General features: G+C 35.1%; 14 protein-coding genes. 11 read left to right on the top strand and 3 right to left on the bottom strand.

Going from position 1 to position 17,700, the window contains the following annotated elements:
- Complete coding sequence (locus tag ACNQF9_RS04205) at window positions 1-522, top strand: YfiR family protein (protein ID WP_417958991.1); 522 nt, start codon at window positions 1-3, stop codon at window positions 520-522.
- A gap of 127 nt (window positions 523-649) precedes the next feature.
- Window positions 650-3,109 (top strand): PAS domain S-box protein, encoded by a 2,460-nt coding sequence (locus ACNQF9_RS04200; RefSeq protein ID WP_417958990.1) that lies wholly within the window; start codon window positions 650-652, stop codon window positions 3,107-3,109.
- Window positions 3,110-3,137: 28 nt separating this feature from the next.
- On the opposite strand, the gene ACNQF9_RS04195 is transcribed toward ACNQF9_RS04200, so the two are convergent.
- The 3 genes from ACNQF9_RS04195 to ACNQF9_RS04185 all read right to left on the bottom strand — a co-directional run bounded on the left by ACNQF9_RS04195 (window position 3,138) and on the right by ACNQF9_RS04185 (window position 6,295).
- Window positions 3,138-3,554, bottom strand: a complete 417-nt coding sequence (locus ACNQF9_RS04195) for a hypothetical protein (protein WP_417958989.1) — start codon at window positions 3,552-3,554, stop codon at window positions 3,138-3,140.
- A gap of 41 nt (window positions 3,555-3,595) precedes the next feature.
- The gene (locus ACNQF9_RS04190; RefSeq protein WP_417958988.1) at window positions 3,596-4,249 is read right to left on the bottom strand and encodes a metal-dependent transcriptional regulator; all 654 of its coding nucleotides are present in this window, start codon (window positions 4,247-4,249) and stop codon (window positions 3,596-3,598) included.
- Between the two features lie 174 nt (window positions 4,250-4,423).
- A complete protein-coding gene (locus tag ACNQF9_RS04185) occupies window positions 4,424-6,295 on the bottom strand; it encodes an Nramp family divalent metal transporter (protein ID WP_417958987.1) in 1,872 nt (623 codons plus the stop codon).
- A gap of 120 nt (window positions 6,296-6,415) precedes the next feature.
- Between ACNQF9_RS04185 and ACNQF9_RS04180 the strand changes: the two genes are divergently transcribed.
- From ACNQF9_RS04180 to ACNQF9_RS04140, 9 genes are all read left to right on the top strand, one after another.
- A complete protein-coding gene (locus ACNQF9_RS04180; RefSeq protein WP_417959401.1) occupies window positions 6,416-8,659 on the top strand; it encodes a TonB-dependent receptor in 2,244 nt (747 codons plus the stop codon).
- Window positions 8,659-9,126, top strand: a complete 468-nt coding sequence (locus ACNQF9_RS04175) for a thioredoxin family protein (protein ID WP_417989691.1) — start codon at window positions 8,659-8,661, stop codon at window positions 9,124-9,126. The genes ACNQF9_RS04180 and ACNQF9_RS04175 overlap by 1 nt, the downstream gene beginning before the upstream one ends.
- A 20-nt stretch (window positions 9,127-9,146) precedes the next feature.
- Window positions 9,147-10,319, top strand: a complete 1,173-nt coding sequence (locus ACNQF9_RS04170; RefSeq protein ID WP_417989690.1) for a lycopene cyclase family protein — start codon at window positions 9,147-9,149, stop codon at window positions 10,317-10,319.
- Between the two features lie 96 nt (window positions 10,320-10,415).
- Window positions 10,416-10,826, top strand: coding sequence for a BrxA/BrxB family bacilliredoxin (locus ACNQF9_RS04165; RefSeq protein ID WP_091172289.1), 411 nt, complete (start codon window positions 10,416-10,418; stop codon window positions 10,824-10,826).
- 201 nt (window positions 10,827-11,027) lie between these two features.
- Window positions 11,028-11,750, top strand: coding sequence for a hypothetical protein (locus ACNQF9_RS04160; RefSeq protein ID WP_417989689.1), 723 nt, complete (start codon window positions 11,028-11,030; stop codon window positions 11,748-11,750).
- Window positions 11,751-12,028: 278 nt separating this feature from the next.
- Window positions 12,029-13,396, top strand: coding sequence for an oxygen-dependent tRNA uridine(34) hydroxylase TrhO (gene trhO / locus ACNQF9_RS04155; RefSeq protein WP_417989688.1), 1,368 nt, complete (start codon window positions 12,029-12,031; stop codon window positions 13,394-13,396).
- 186 nt (window positions 13,397-13,582) lie between these two features.
- A complete protein-coding gene (locus ACNQF9_RS04150; protein WP_417958982.1) occupies window positions 13,583-14,842 on the top strand; it encodes a PSP1 domain-containing protein in 1,260 nt (419 codons plus the stop codon).
- A complete protein-coding gene (locus ACNQF9_RS04145) occupies window positions 14,826-15,305 on the top strand; it encodes a gliding motility lipoprotein GldH (protein ID WP_417958981.1) in 480 nt (159 codons plus the stop codon). The genes ACNQF9_RS04150 and ACNQF9_RS04145 overlap by 17 nt, the downstream gene beginning before the upstream one ends.
- 9 nt (window positions 15,306-15,314) lie before the next feature.
- A complete protein-coding gene (locus ACNQF9_RS04140) occupies window positions 15,315-17,624 on the top strand; it encodes a penicillin-binding protein 1A (protein ID WP_417958980.1) in 2,310 nt (769 codons plus the stop codon).
- The last annotated feature ends 76 nt before the right edge of the window (window positions 17,625-17,700 follow it).

Genomic DNA, 17,700 nt, shown 5'->3' with positions numbered 1-17,700 from the left:
ATGAAAACTAAAAATCACATACTTATTTTAGGCGTATTTTTCATGCTAATGGGGGGAAATACTATTTCGGCCCAAGAGAATACCGAAGGAAAGGAATACGCTTTGAAAGCTGATTTTCTATACCGCTTTATAGATTATGTTTATTGGAAAAATTATTCTAAAAAACAAACGTTCAAGATCGCTATTCTGGAAGAAAGCCCAATAACTTCTTCATTACGGATTCTTTCTAAAAATAAAAAAATTGAAGTAAAGGAATACAAAGAATTGAAAGAGTTAGGGTTTTGCAATATTTTATTTGTTCCCTATAACTGCACCATTCCTGTAGAAACGATCCTTTCTAAACTTTCCGGTAAACCAGTATTAATTGTGACGGAACAAAATGGGTATGGAAAAAAAGGCGCACACATGAATTTTATCATGGTTGAAAATAAATTAAAATTTGAAGTAAATCTAAAAGCAATTAATAAAGCGGGAATCGGAATCAGTTCATTTTTATTACAGCATGCAATTATTGTACAATAATAGGATCATATTAAACACCTCTATTTCTTTAATTTATTTTTGAATTGGAGATAAGAGAATTAAAAATTAGAAAACCACATAGTTTTAGTGTAACAAAGCCGTTTTTACATCAAAAAACAATACATACATGATGAATCTAAGGAACATATCAATTAAAAATAAGCTGGTACTCATGCAGGTTTTTACCTCTGCTTTTGTATTAGGACTTTGTATTGCTGCTTTTGTATTAATAGATATCAAAGGCTTCAAGGACAGAAAAGTAATAAGTTCAATAGCGATTGCAAAAGTTGTAGGGTTCAATACGGTATCGGCACTTGAGTTTTTGGATAATGCTGCCGCCAATAAAATTATCTCGGAATTAAACGTACAGAATGATATTTTAAATGCAAGTATTCTAGACAAAAAAGGTACCGTGTTTGCTTCGTATGCAAAACCTGGCAGTATTGCAAATTATCGGTTTACAGTACCGGCAATGGACCAGAAAAACTTCCTGTTTACCAAAGAAAATCTGTTTGTTTATAGCCAAATCAAAAAGGACAATAAAACAGTAGGTTTGGTTTGTCTCCGATTTGAATTATCAGAGCTCAATAAAATAAAAATGGGCGTTTTGCGTCTGGGAGTAGTCCTATTATTAGTGGGAATAGGATTGGCATACCTGATTGCAATGGTTATCAAGAAATACATTTCAAAACCATTACTCAATTTAGTAACAGGGATACAACAGATAAGAGATACGGGTGATTATAAAACGCGTATGGTTGTAGAAGGAAAGGATGAAATTAGTATTCTTTCCTTGGGCCTTAATAATATGCTGGACAATATTGAAAAAAGAGACAATGAAGTAGCACAATCTAAAGAGCAACTAAATAAGCAGAATACACTCCTGCAATCGGTTATTCAAAATATGGGCGATGGATTAATTGTTGCTGATGAGAACAGAAAATTTATCCTCTGGAATACTGCTAGTGAACGAATAATTGGAATTGGTCCTATGGATATTCCTATTGATCGATGGGCAAGTACCTATGGCTTCTTTTTGCCGGATACAAAAACAATTTTTGATACAAATGACATTCCCTTAGTGAAAGCATTAAATGGAGAAGAAGTAGATAATGTGGAACTATTTATTCAGAATTATAAAAAACCTGAAGGTCTCTTTGTAATTGTTACAGCCCGCCCACTAAAGAACGCCCTTGGAGCAATTACGGGCGCAGTGCTGGTTATTCATGACATCACAGCATTGAAAAATTCAGAAAACGAGATTAAAAAACTCAATGAGGAGCTCGAACACAAAGTAACGGAACGTACAGCTCAATTGGCGGATGCTATAGAAACACTTCGTAAAAGCGAGGAAAAATATCGTGAAATTGTGGAGAACATAAGCGATGTAGTTCATACATCAGATTATAAGGGTTATTTTACTTACATCAATCCCGCATGTAAAAAACTTACGGGATATAGCCAAAATGAAATTATAGGAAAGCAATTTTCAGAAATTGTAGCTCCCGAATGGAGAGACCGTGTCGCAGAATTTTATTTGGATCAGTTCAAACATAAAATAGACGAAACATTATTTTCCTTCCCCATTATTACTAAAAACAGAGAACAAAAATGGGTAGAACAAACCGTAATGCAGTTAAGAGTTGGCAATAGAATAACCGGACATAAGGCGATTATGCGAGATATTACGGAACGGAAAGCAGCCGAACAAAAATTAAAAGAAAGTGAAGGGCAGTTGCAAACCATATTCAATGAAGCTCCGGATGCTTTGATTGTAATAAATGATGAGGGAAATATTATTCGATGGAACCCTCAAGCCGAAAAAGTGTTTGGATGGTCATTAGTTGAGGTGATGGGAAAACCAATGCACCACTTAATTATTCCGGAGCAACACAGAGAAAATCACATCAACGGATTTAAAAATTTCCTCATAAATGGGGAAGGTGCGTTTATAAATAAAACCATAGAAATTACAGCTCTTAATAAAAAGAACGAAGAATTTGATATTGAGTTAACCATATCTCCAGCAACCATTCTTGGTAAATATATTTTCATTGCTTTTATCAAAGACATATCTCTCAGAAAAAAAATGGAAAATGAGAAAAGAGAGGCCGATAAATTAATGCATCTTAATGAACTTAAATTGAAATTAATTTTAGAAAACATTGGGGAGGGAATCATTGTAACAGACAACCAAAAAAGAATTGTTTTGTCCAATCACATGGCGGAAGAAATTATTGGAATAAAAGAAGATTCTTTAACGCCCACTACATTGGATTGGTCCACTAAATATGATTTGTATTATCCTGACGAACAAACTGTATTTCCTGCTCAGAACCTTCCATTGGAGAAAGCATTAAAAGGGGAATCAACGGATGATGTTGAGATCATAATTGAAAATTCAGAAACTAAAACAAAAAAACGTGTGGTCATTAGCGGCAGACCAATAATTGATGAAAATAACTATGTAATTGCTGCTGTTGCCAATATAAGAGACATTACCTCTTACAAAGAGCTGGAGGTTGCTTTAGAGGAAAGTGAACAGAAATACCGAAAATTAATTGGGTTCAAAAGTGATAAAAAATAACACGATACTAACCAATTAAACATTGAAATTATTTCAAGTATTTAATTTGTATGTGATAATCTTTCGGATCAATTTTGACTCCTTCTTTTGGATAAGGTAAAACACTAAAGTTTTTTATGTTTTTATGTTTTTCAGGTAAATATTTAGCAAACCACTGTTTGTTTGCATCAACGTTTTTCATCGAGAATACCATCGTGTGATCCTCAACTAATTTTGAATTTTTGTACACTGAAATAATAACGGATACTTCTCCAGCCCAGATGCAAGTCACGCCTTTGGGACATCTGGAGTCTGAAACAACTGCTGCCAAAACCAGATTAAATCCCTTTTTAGTAAGACACTTTTTCTGGGTTATGGTTGCGGTTTGAACCTTTTCTGTTTTCAGATTTTGTGCGAAAGTTATTGTACTAAGAATCAAAATAAACAATAATAAGGCATTTTTCATCTTTTTTTTTAATAGTTTATCCAAAGATAGAACCAAAATCACTACATCACTTTTACAAATAGATTACTGGCAATTTTATTGGATATTGTTAAATCTTGGTGGTCTACTTTTATTTTTAATGACAAATCGAAACTTTCTCTTCCGATGATTTCAATTTTAGAACCCAATGCGATTCCTTGTTTATCCAAATATTTCAGAAACTCTGATGAGGTATCTTTAACGCCAACACAAATCCCTGCTTGATTTTCCTGCAATTCTGAAAGCAATTGTTTTTCAATTTTAACGATTTGTCCATTGGCATCAGGAATAGGGTCACCGTGTGGATCTTCGGTGGGATTTCCTAGAAAATCATCTAGTTTATTAATGAGTTTTTCGGATTTAATATGCTCTAATTGTTCTGCAATATCATGCACCTCATCCCAAGAAAAATCGAGTTTGTCTACTAAAAAAACTTCCCAAAGCCGGTGTTTCCTTACAATCATTTTTGCTGCTATTTTCCCATGGTCTGTCAAAGAAACGCCTTGGTACTTTTTATAATTAACCAAATCTTTTTCGGCTAATTTTTTAAGCATATCCGTCACTGATGAAGCTTTGGTTTCCATTTTTTCCGCAATGGCATTCGTGCTTACTTCTGAATCTGAAATAATCGTTAAATGATAGATGGTTTTAAGATAGTTTTCTTCTGAAAAAGTCATTGAATTTTAGATTGGTGATTTGTTATTTTGATTCCAAATGCCCTAGCCCTGATTATTACAGTTATTTTATAATTTCATTAGAGTTCGGTGAACTGCGTTTGAAGCGATACCCTTTTCCTGCTTTTTTAAATAACAAAAGATATAGCCAATAGCAGGAAGCAGCTCCAAGTACTTTTAATTCTTTACAATAAGTAATGGAATAGCAATTTTGTGACGCAATTTGTCAACGGTAGTTCCAAAGACTAAATCCTTGAATCCTGTATGACCGTGGGTTCCCATTACTAAAATATCAAATTTTCCTTTATTGATGATTTCAGGAATTACTTTATTAGGTTTTCCAAATCCCAATTGCGTTGTTACTGTAAATCCTTTATCAGTAAGCATGACTTTGTATTGCTCTAGTAATTTTTCGTCAATTAAGGTTTCGTGATCATCTACGTTTTCGCCATAAAGCATCGCACCAACGGTTTCTACCACATGAATCAACGTATATTGTGCTTCTATTCCGCCTAATTCAAAAGCGTTATTAAGCGCTACTTCATCAGCGCTGGAAAAATCTACCGAAATGGCAATATTCTTTTTAGTATAAGTACCTGATTTTGAAAATCGCAATTTTAAACTATGTGGCGAATGATTTTGAATGTCTATTTTTGTCTTCCCGAAAAAGGGCTGAAATACAATATAAAGCAACAAGATCAAGAAACCAATGGCTAATGGAACCACTGTCAACCATAATAAAATGGGATTATTAGAAGTTTCAAGCCAGCCATTTATTTCGTCAAAAACCAATTTAGCGTTTAGGGAAACAATGATGGTCGCAATAAGCCAGGAAGCTATTTGAGTAATTTTACCAATATGAAATCCTTTCATCTTTGATTTATCACTTACAAAATGAATTAGCGGAATAATGGCAAATCCCAATTGTAAACTTAGGATGACCTGGCTCAAAATCAGTAATTTACCGGTTACACTTTCTCCATAAATCGTAATTACAATAACAGCAGGGACAATGGCGACTAAGCGTGTGATTATTCTTCGAACCCAGGGCTGAATGCGTAAATTAAGATAGCCCTCCATTACAATTTGACCCGCTAGCGTTCCTGTAATTGTAGAACTTTGCCCAGCAGCAATCAAGGCTACTGCAAATAATATAGGTGCAAATTTACTTCCTAAAAGCGGTTCTAGAAATCGGTGGGCATCTTGAATTTCAGCCACCTCAAACATTCCATTTTTATAAAATGTAGCCGCAGCCAGTATCAAAATGGCGGCATTTACTAGAAAAGCAAGGTTTAATGCAATAGTAGAATCTATAAAATTGTATTTTAAAGCTTGCTTAATTCCCGCTTTACTTCGCTCGAAGTTTCTGGTTTGTACTAGCGAGGAATGCAAGTATAGGTTGTGTGGCATCACTGTGGCGCCAATAATCCCTATAGTGATATACAATGCGGCCTCATTAGGCATTGAAGGAATTAATCCAAAAAGCACTTTGTCGAGTTCTGGTTGAGCAAATATCATTTCGAAAATAAAGGAGAATCCAATGATGGCTACTAACACGATGATGAATGCTTCCATTTTTCGGATCCCTTTGTTTATTAAGAATAGCAACAAAAAAGTATCCAAAACCGTAATTAATACCCCTTCAATTAACGGAATATCAAATAGTAAATTGATTCCTATGGCCATTCCCAAAACCTCGGCAAGATCACAAGCCGCAATAGCAATTTCGGCAAGGAAATACAATATATAATTGATAAATGGCGAATAAGTTTCCCGGGAGGCCTGCGCTAAATCACGTTGCGTAACAATACCCAATCGAGCACTTAAACTTTGCAACAACAACGCCATGATATTGCTCATTAATAAAACCCAAAGCAAGGCATACCCAAACTGGCTGCCACCTGCAATGTCCGTAGCCCAGTTTCCTGGGTCCATATAACCTACACTAATTAAATATGCCGGTCCGAAAAAAGCCAGAATTTTTCTAAATACCGATTTCTTGTTTAGTGTTGAAACGGATTGGTTTACTTCTTCTAAAGATTTACTCATATCATTATGTTATTGACACAAATGTAATTAAAAAATTTGTTTTGCAAAATATAATTTTTAGATTTGCCTAAATTTAATTTAAGTACTGTGAAAAAATTATACTCATTATTGGTTTTTCTGATGGTTCACTTTAGCTACGCTCAGGAAAAAACGAGTCTTTCGGGGTCCGTTTCATCAGAAAAAAAAGGAATTTCGGAGGCTCGTGTTTTTTTAATTGGAACAAAATACGCCACCCAAACGGATAGTTTAGGAAATTACAACATAGCGAATATTGCTGAGGGAAATTATAGAATTCAGATTACGGCAAGCGGTTTTCAAACTTTAAAAAAGAATATAACGGTCAAAATTAATGAAAACACTATTCTGGATTTTGAACTTTCAAATAATGAAAACCAACTTAACGAAGTCGTGGTTTCTGGAACTTTAAAACCTGTAAAAAGACTGGAAAGCCCCGTTCCGGTAGAAGTTTATTCTCCTGTGTTTTTTAAGAAAAATCCAACGGCGAGTATTTATGAAGCCTTACAAAATGTAAATGGGGTGCGACCGCAGCTTAATTGCGGCGTTTGCAATACGGGTGACATCCATATCAACGGCCTCGAAGGTCCCTATACACTAGTTTTAATAGACGGAATGCCCATTGTGAGCAGTTTGTCTACGGTGTATGGATTATCCGGAATTCCAAATTCATTAGTGGAACGAATTGAAATTGTAAAAGGTCCTGCTTCCTCCTTATATGGCAGTGAAGCCGTGGGCGGTTTAATTAATATCATTACCAAAAATCCTACAAATGCACCTTTATTTTCTGCCGATGTGTTTTCTACTTCTTGGTTGGAAACTAATATTGATTTAGGCGTAAAACTCAATGTAGGCCAGAGAGCCACGGCACTTATAGGTTTGAATTATTTTAGCTACAATCAAAAAATAGACAACGACGGCGACAATTTTACCGATGTTACCCTTTCTGACCGAATTTCCCTTTTTCAAAAATGGACTTTTGACAGAAAAGAAAACCGATTGTTCACCATTGCGGCGCGCGGCGTTTATGAAGACCGTTTTGGTGGCGATGTGCGCTGGGAGAAAAAACACCGTGGTGGAGACGAGATTTATGGCGAAAGCATTTACACCAAACGAGCGGAATTAATAGGAAGTTACCAATTGCCTTTTCCTGAAAAACTGATGCTTTCTTTTTCTGGAAATGTGCATTATCAGGACAGTCGTTATGGTACAACCAGTTATATTGCCAATCAAAAAATTGGTTTTGTACAACTAACTTGGGATAAAAAAATAGGAAAAAATGATATGCTAGCAGGAATTGCCACGCGGTATAATTATTATGATGACAATACGCCGGCAACTTCAAAACTCGGAAGTAACAACCCAGAAAAAACTTGGTTACCTGGTATTTTTATTCAAAACGAAATTGCATTTACTGAAAAACACAAACTTTTATTAGGAATGCGGTACGATTACAATTCTTTTCATGGAAATATTATAACGCCAAGGCTAGCCTATAAATGGAAATTAAATGACAATAATATTATTCGGCTGAACACAGGAACAGGGTTTAGAGTCGTTAATTTATTTACCGAAGACCACGCCGCTTTAACTGGAGCGCGTGAAATTGTAATCGCAAATAATTTGAAGCCCGAGCAATCGATAAACGCCAATTTGAATTATATCAAAAAAATAAATTTTAATAACGGGACATTCATAGGAATTGAAACCTCACTATTTCATACCAGATTTAGTAATAAAATTGTATCGGACTACATTACAGATCCTAACAAAATCATCTATGACAATATCAATGGTTATGCAATAAGTCAAGGTCTTAGTATGAATATTGATTTCAATTTTCCGAATGGATTAAAAATCATAACAGGTGCTTCCCTGCTTGACAATAAAAACGTTCAAAATGGCCGAAAAGAAACACCTTTTTTGACCGAAAAATTTACTGCAACTTGGAGTGTTTCCTATAAATTTAGGGCTTTAGATTTGAATGTAGATTATACTGGAAATGTGTACAGCCCTATGCAATTGCCACTTTTGAGTACTCTAGATCCTCGTGCTCCAGAATCGCCATGGTACAGTTTACAAAACGTTCAATTCACGTATTCCGGTTTAAAAGATTTTGAATTCTATGCTGGGGTCAAAAACCTATTGAATTTTTTGCCGAAACAAAACAACCCGTTTCTGATTGCAAGAACCAATGATCCTTTTGATAAAAATGTAGTATATGACGGTAACGGACAAGTACAGGCAACACCTGAAAACCCGTATGGATTAACGTTTGATACAACGTATGTGTATGGACCGAATCAAGGAATCAGAAGTTTTTTCGGACTTCGATATACGCTGCGATAATGATAAAAAAACAGGTCATACTATTACTTTTATGCTGTGTGATTCCGTCCGGATTTGCACAGTTGCATTCGGTTTCGTTCGAACAAATAGACAGTTTACAAGGTGTTGAAAAGCGAAAAACAATCGTTTTTATTCAAACCGACTGGTGTCAATTTTGCCATGCGATGAAAAACACGACCTTTAAAAACGGAGAAATCATTACCGAACTCAACAGTGCTTTTTATTTTGTTGACTTGAATGCCGAAGAAGAAAAAACAATTGTTTTTAATAAAACCACTTTTCAGTTCAAACCCACGGGAAATAGCTCCGGAACGCACGAACTGGCCATCGCATTAGGAACAATAAGCAAGCAATTGAACTTTCCTGTTTTGTGTGTTTTGAATAGTAAAAATGAGATTATTTTTCAACACAGCGGGTACTTAAAACCAAAAGAATTAAAGCTGATTTTAGCCAAACTAAAAGAATAAAATTGTCTATTTTTGGGGAAATGTCAAATTCCCAAATGAAACACTACGATTATATTTTTACTGGCGCAGGATTATCTGCTTTGATGACCGTCTATAAAATGGTGCAATCCGGAAAATTTAAGAATACAAGTATTTTATTATTGGATGAAAATGCCAAAAAAACCAACGACAGAACGTGGTGTTTTTGGAAAACCAATGATTCGGTTTGGGAACAATCCATTTCCAAAAAATGGAATTCGGCTTTGTTTGCCAATCAAGATTTTCGCAGGGATTTAGATTTGAAACCATACCACTACAATATGGTGAAAGGGTTGGATTTTTACACGCAAGTATTTGATTTGCTTTCGAAACAAGAAAACATCACATTTATCCATAAAAAAGTATTAGAAATCGAAGAATCGGTAACTATAATTCTGGTACAAACTGAAACTGAAAGTTTTTCCTGCTCGAAATTGTTTAACAGTATTTATAACAATCAAAAAGCAGAAAGTCAGACCAAATATCCTGTTTTACAGCAGCATTTTATTGGTTGGTGTATCAAAAGTGAACAAGCTATTTTCAATTCGGAGCAAGCTACTTTTATGGATTTTTCAGTGGAACAAAAAGGGAATACCCGATTTATGTACGTGTTGCCGACATCCAAAACCGAGGCTTTACTAGAATATACTTTGTTTTCCCACCAGCATTTAAAGACCGAGGAGTACGAAAACGAAATCAAGAAATACATTGAAAAGCTCGGCATTACAAATTATGAAATCGTCGATAAAGAGCAAGGCAGTATCCCTATGACCTGTTATCCTTTTTGGAAATCGAATACTAAAAATGTACTTAATATAGGAACTTCCGGCGGTTGGACGAAAGCCAGTACGGGCTATACTTTTAATAACTCTGATAAAAAATCAAGTGAATTGGTAGCCTTTCTGCAAAGAGAAACCGACTTCACAAAATTTCATAAAAGAACTAAATTCTGGTTTTACGATTTGCTTTTGTTAGACATTTTAGACCGAAAAAATGAATTGGGTTCTACTATCTTTTCTTCGATGTTTAAGAAAGGAAATCCAACTTTGATTTTTAAATTTCTAGACGAAGAGACGTCATTAAAACAAGATATTCAGGTTATCCTAAAATGTCCAAAAATGCTATTTATTAAAGCTATTTTTCATGTGGCTTCAAAAGCAATGAAACAACAATAAAACTATAACAAAACTTTATAATTCAACTCCTGTTCCTGAATGTAAACTTTGTAACTTTGCAACTTAGAATTAGTATTGATTTAAAACAAAAAAGATATGTATCCAGAAGAAATGGTAAAACCTATGCAAGCAGAACTAACTGCTGCAGGTTTTCAAGATTTACATAGTGCTGAAGCAGTAGAGAACGCAATGAAATTAGAAGGAACAACGCTTGTAGTTGTAAATTCGGTTTGTGGTTGTGCTGCTAGAAACGCACGTCCCGGAGCAAAAATGAGTTTAGATGGCGCTAAAAAACCAGACCATTTAATTACGGTTTTTGCAGGAGTTGACAAAGATGCAGTTGATGCTGCCAGACAACACATGTTCCCTTTCCCTCCATCATCGCCAAGTATGGCTTTGTTCAAAAACGGAGAATTAGTGCACATGTTAGAGCGTCACCACATTGAAGGTCGCCCAGCAGAATTGATTGCTGAGAACCTGAAAGACGCTTTCAACGAGTATTGCTAATACATGCCAAAGCATAAAATTTAAAACCACGTCTCGGCGTGGTTTTTTTATTTGGAGCTATTTCCAGCTATTCGTTTCAATCTTTTTCCTCGCTAAAAAGCGGATAAAAAAGGATTTCTACCGCTATCTGGGCTAGAAAAAATTTAGAGTAGAAAAAGATGTAAATATTTGAGGAAATTTAAAATAAAGACACAAGTAAGTATGGAAAAAATTTTAGAGCACAAGAAAGAAATAATGATTTCATTAGGAACAAGTGTTTTTATTTTTTATATACAACCAATATTGGAATACTTAGGGGTTTTTTTTATTAAAGTTTGTGTTCAAGCAAGCGATAAATATTCTAAGAGTTATTATTCTGCTATTGCACAAAATGACACAGCCACTTTTTCGGAATTCAATGGTTTAATATTAATTTATATTTTTACTATTATTTGTATAACTTTTATTTATTATTTTATAATAACAAAAGATGATTTACGAAGCAAAGCCGATGAAATATTACGAACTATAATAGTTCAAAAAGAGGAACTAGAAGCAATTGAAAATAAAGACACTGATAGAAAGGAGTATTCAATTGAAGAATTATTTGCTAAAAAAGAAAGTCAATTAATAGACTTAACAAAAATTGAACAAAGAGCATTAAAATTAAAAGAGAGACTTTATAAGGGTGATAATTATATTATTTTCACTACTATTTTAACAATAACTTTAGCTCTTATTATTTATACAAGTTATGCGAAAACTGTTTCTGTTTCCAAACAGAACTTAGTTTTTAAAAATGATTTGATTAAAATAAGTCCATTTGTTCAAGATTCAACTATTAAAATATTGCAATCCGATTGGGCTAGAATTAAAAATGTTAATGACCTTGAAAGAATAAAAGTAAAAGTTGACTCTATAAAACAAAAAAATAATATAAAATAACATTATCCCCCGCTCTGGCACGAATCCTTTCGTGTGGCTCGAAGCGATAATTACAATTTTGAAAAACTAAACCTTCTATTTACCACAAATACCTTAGCCCAGATTGCAGCGGCATCCTCTTGTTGTAGCTATACCGAAAACAAGAGATACAGCGAAAAGCTGGAAACAGCTCCAAGAAATCAAACCATTCATAAACTTTGCGACTTCTTTTTGAACTTTGTGGTTAAATTATATACTTTTGCAAAAAATATATTTCTCAACTTAAAACTGTTTATAGCATGCAACTGTATAACACATTAAGCGCAGAGGAAAGAGCCATCATGATTGATGATGCCGGAAAACAACGTCTTACGCTGTCTTTCTATGCTTATGCGCAAATCTCAAATCCAACACAATTTCGTAACGAATTATTTCTGGCGTGGAACTCACTTGAAGTTTTGGGCAGAATTTATGTAGCCAGTGAGGGAATCAACGCCCAATTATCATTGCCTGCCGATAATTTCTATGCGTTTAAAGATTCCATTGAAGTCTATGATTTCATGAAAGGAATGCGTTTGAATATTGCCGTAGAACAAGACGATCATTCGTTTTTAAAACTGACTGTAAAAGTCCGTGACAAAATTGTAGCTGACGGTTTAGTCGATGAAACTTTTGATGTGACGAATATTGGAATCCACTTAAAAGCGGCGGAATTTAATGAACTTCTGGAAGATCCAAATACGATTGTAGTCGATATGCGAAATCATTACGAAAGTGAAATTGGACATTTTACCAAAGCTATCAAACCAGATGTGGATACTTTTCGGGAATCATTGCCCATTATCGAAGAGCAACTTACGGAACACAAACAAGACAAAAAAATATTGATGTATTGCACCGGAGGTATTCGCTGTGAAAAAGCCAGTGCTTATTTCAAACACAAAGGTTTTGAAAACGTATACCAACTGGAAGGCGGAATTATTGAATACACACGTCAGGTAAAAGCCGAAGGTTTAGAAAGTAAATTCATCGGGAAGAACTTCGTATTTGATCACCGCTTGGGCGAAAGAATCACAGACGATATTGTTTCGCAATGCCATCAATGTGGCGCGCCTTGTGATGTGCATACGAATTGCGTGAATGAAGGCTGTCATTTACTTTTTATCCAATGTGATTCTTGCAAGGAAAAAATGGAAGGTTGTTGTTCTGCTGAATGTGTAAGTGTGATTCATTTGCCGGAAGAAGAGCAAAAAGCCATTCGCAGAGGAATTAAAAACGGAAATAAGATTTTCAAAAAAGGAAAATCAGACGTTCTGACTTTCAAAAATCAGGAAGAGACACACGGTGTTTTTGTTGCAGAAAAACCAGCCAAAAGCTTTGGGTCTGCAGCTAAAAAAGAACCAAAAATCAAGAAAATTTATATTGGAAAAGGAACCCATTTCTTTCCAAAAGCGAGTATTGGCCAATTTTTAATTGAAGAAAACGAAATCAAAATTGGCGATACGATTTTAATTAAGGGCGCTACAACAGGCGAGCAAAAACTGGTAATTGAAGAAATGTTGGTGAACGATTTAGCGCAAGAAAAAGCAGTTCCTGGAGACACTTGTACTTTTAAATTGCCTTTTAGAATTCGATTATCTGATAAATTATATAAGATTCTAGATTAAATATTTAGGATAAAATCACACGAAATAAACCCATTACAAGCTCATTTGTAATGGGTTTATTTATTAGAAATTTATGAATTATTGACGCTTTTATGCGTTGTGCTGTAAAATTAAAAAATACTATCTTTACAAATTAAACGTTTTAAGAACTTAAGTTGTGCGAGTCGCAACACTACATATAAGATTATGGCATGTACAAGTTGTTCAACTTCGGATGGTGGCGCACCTAAGGGTTGTAAAAATAATGGGACTTGCGGCACCGATAGCTGCAATAAATTAACGGTTTTCGATTGGCTTTCTAATATGAGTTTGCCTAATGGCGACGCTCCTTTTGACTGTGTTGAGGTACGCTTCAAAAACGGCAGAAAAGAATTTTACCGAAACACTGAAAAATTAACGTTAAGCATTGGCGATATCGTTGCTACTGTTGCTTCTCCAGGACATGATATAGGGATTGTTACTTTGACCGGAGAATTGGTTAAAATCCAGATGAAGAAAAAAGGAGTCAATCACTTGAGTACTGATGTTCCTAAAATTTATAGAAAGGCATCTCAAAAAGATATTGATATTTGGTCAACGGCAAGGGACAAAGAAGAGCCAATGAAGGTTCGTGCCCGCGAATTAGCGATTGCTCAAAAACTGGAAATGAAAATTTCCGATATTGAATTTCAAGGAGATGGATCAAAAGCTACGTTTTATTACACCGCAAATGATCGTATTGACTTTCGTGCGTTAATTAAAGATTTCGCTAAAGAATTCAGTACTCGTATTGAGATGAAACAAGTAGGTTTTCGTCAAGAAGCAGCCCGTTTAGGAGGGATTGGTTCCTGCGGTAGAGAATTGTGTTGCTCAACTTGGTTAACGGATTTTAGAAGTGTAAATACTTCTGCAGCACGGTACCAACAACTGTCTTTGAATCCACAAAAACTGGCAGGACAATGCGGAAAATTAAAATGCTGTTTGAACTATGAGTTGGATACGTACATGGATGCGTTGAAAGATTTTCCAGATTTCGAAACAAAATTGGTGACGGAAAAAGGAGATGCAATTTGCCAGAAACAAGATATTTTCAAGGGGTTAATGTGGTTTGCTTACACTAATAATTTTGCGAATTGGCATGTACTGAAAATTGATCAAGTCAAAGAAATTGTTGCTGAAAACAAACTAAAAAATAAAGTTTCTTCGCTGGAAGATTTTGCAATAGAACTAATTGTTGAACCAGAGAAAAACTTCAATAATGCAATGGGACAAGAAAGCTTAACCCGTTTTGACCAACCCAAAGCAAAGAAAAAACCCAATAAAAAACGCAAACCGGCAGGAGAAAATGCAATTGTTGCAAATAACAACAAGCCCGCTAATAATAATAACCGTCAGACTCCAAATGACAAAAAGCCTGCCGAACCAAGAAAACCAATAATTATTACTAAAAATGTGGATAAAAAATAGCACTTTACTCCTTTTAGTGGTAATCCTTTTTGCTTCCTGTGATAAAAAAAGAGTTTTTGATGAGTATAAATCTGTTGGAAGTGATTGGCATAAAGACAGTATTGTAACCTTCAATTTACCAGAATTGGACTCCACTAAGCGGTATGATTTATTTGTAAATTTGAGAGCCAATAACAAGTATCAATACAATAATTTGTTTTTAATAGTGGCATTGGAATTACCTAATGGTTTTACAAAAGTGGATACGCTCGAATACCAAATGGCAGATCCAGACGGTACATTATTAGGCGATGGTTTTTCAGATATAAAAGAGAGTAAACTGTTTTATAAGGAAAATGTGCGGTTTCGATCAAAATACAAAGTCTACATCAAACAGGCAGTTAGAGAAAATGGTAAAGTCCCGGGTGTAACAGCATTAGATGGAATTACGGAGGTAGGTTTTAGAATAGAAAAAAAAGAATAAAATAGTATTATGGCTATCAAAAAAAATAACAATTCAGCACGAGGTAATGACAAAGATATTGCGCATTATCAAAAGAAATTTTGGAAAATATTCTTTATTGGCCTAGGCAGTGTAGGTTTGTTTTTCTTATTTGCTTCCTGGGGAATTTTTGGTTCGATGCCTTCTTTTGAAGATTTAGAGAATCCGGATTCTAATTTAGCCACAGAAATTATATCTGCTGACGGAGTTGTTCTAGGGAAGTATTTTGAAAAAAACAGATCTCAGTTAAAATACTCCGATTTACCAAAAAATCTAGTTCAAGCGTTAATAGCGACTGAAGATTCTCGTTTTTATGAACATTCCGGCATCGACGGGAGAGGAACTTTAAGAGCCATTTCCAGTTTAGGAACCAGCGGTGGGGCCAGTACATTGACCCAACAATTAGCCAAACAACTATTTCACGGAGAAGGTTCCAAATTTTTACCTTTTAGAATTGTTCAAAAAATAAAAGAATGGATTATCGCTATTCGATTGGAAAGACAATACACTAAAAATGAAATCATTGCTATGTATTGTAATGTGTATGATTTTGGAAACAATTCTGTTGGAGTAAGTTCAGCAGCTAAAACGTATTTTTCTAAAGAACCTAAGGATCTAACAATCAGTGAGTCGGCAATATTAGTGGGAATGTTCAAAAATTCTGGTTTGTATAATCCGATAAGAAACCCGCAAGGAGTAAAAAACCGAAGAAATGTGGTGCTTTTGCAAATGGAAAAAGGAAAGATCATTTCAAATGAAGAGAAAGAAAGACTTCAAAGTTTACCAATCAAATTAAACTTCAAATTAGAAACACATAAAGACGGTACGGCTACCTATTTTAGAGAATATCTTCGCGATTACATGAAAAAATGGGCCGAAGAAAACAAAAAATCGGATGGTTCAGATTATGATATCTACAAAGACGGTTTAAAAATATATACTACCATAGATTCCAGAATGCAATTGCATGCAGAAGAAGCCGTAACGGCTCACATGGCAAACCTTCAAGAAGAGTTTTTTAGTCAATCTAAGGGTAACAAAAACGCTCCTTTTGTTAATATTTCTTCGGTAGAAACACAACGAATTCTGAATCAGGCCATGAAATCCTCTAACAGATGGGCCGTGATGAAATCACTCGATAAAAGCGATGAAGAAATTATAAAATCGTTCAGTGAAAAAACAGAAATGACCGTATTTTCCTGGAAAGGAGAAAAAGATACCATCATGACACCATTGGATTCCATCCGGTATTACAAACACTTTTTACAATCGGGATTGATGGCCATGGAACCGCAAACAGGTAATATAAAAGCTTGGGTAGGGGGTATCAATTACAAATATTTTCAATACGACCACGTAGGCCAAGGAGCCAGACAAGTAGGTTCGACCTTTAAACCCTTTGTTTATGCTACAGCTATCGAGCAATTGAATATGTCTCCGTGTGACTCCATTATTGATGGTCCATTTATAATCCGTAAAGGACGTCATAATGTTACCGAGGATTGGGAACCTAGAAATTCTGACAATACATACCGCGGAATGGTTACCTTAAAAAGAGGATTAGCCAATTCCATAAATACAGTATCTGCAAAATTGATTGACAAAGTGGGTCCACAAGCAGTAATCGATTTAACACATAAATTAGGTGTAAAATCTGAAATTGTAAACCAACCGTCTATTGCGTTAGGAGCAGTCGAAATAACAGTCGAAGATATGGTTGCTGCATACAGCACTTTTGCTAATCAAGGAGTTTACATGAAACCTCAATTTATATCCAAGATTGAAGACAAAAGTGGAGTTATAATTTATGAGCCCATTCCAGAATCGCATGATGTTTTAAATAAAGACATCGCTTATGCTGTGATCAAATTATTGGAAGGGGTAACCGAAGGTGGTTCAGGAGATCGTTTGCGAACCACTGGTGGTGGTAACGGTGACAACCGTTGGACAGGCTATCCGTATTCATTCAGAAACCCTATTGCTGGAAAAACCGGTACCACACAAAACCAGTCTGATGGTTGGTTTATGGGAATGGTTCCTAATCTTGTAACAGGTGTTTGGGTAGGTTGCGAAGACCGTTCGGCACGTTTTAAAAGCATTACTTACGGACAAGGTGCTACGGCGGCACTTCCAGTTTGGGGATATTTCATGAAACTATGTTATGCTGATCCGGCACTCAAAGTCTCTAAAGAATCCTTTGATAGACCGGCTAATCTTTCTATAAAAGTAGACTGTTACGTTCCTAAAAAGGTAATAGACACCACTGCAGTTGAACAGGATACCGAAGAATTTGAATTGTAATTTAATGATTTATCGCTACTAAATTAGGAATTAGGAGCTATTTCCAGCTGTACACTCTATCTTTTTATCTTGTCTC

The sequence above is a fragment of the Flavobacterium amylolyticum genome (genome assembly GCF_048284335.1).
In the GTDB taxonomy this organism is placed as follows: domain Bacteria; phylum Bacteroidota; class Bacteroidia; order Flavobacteriales; family Flavobacteriaceae; genus Flavobacterium.
Note: the sequence above shows the minus strand (reverse complement) of the source record. Positions and strands in the feature narration are given on the sequence as shown.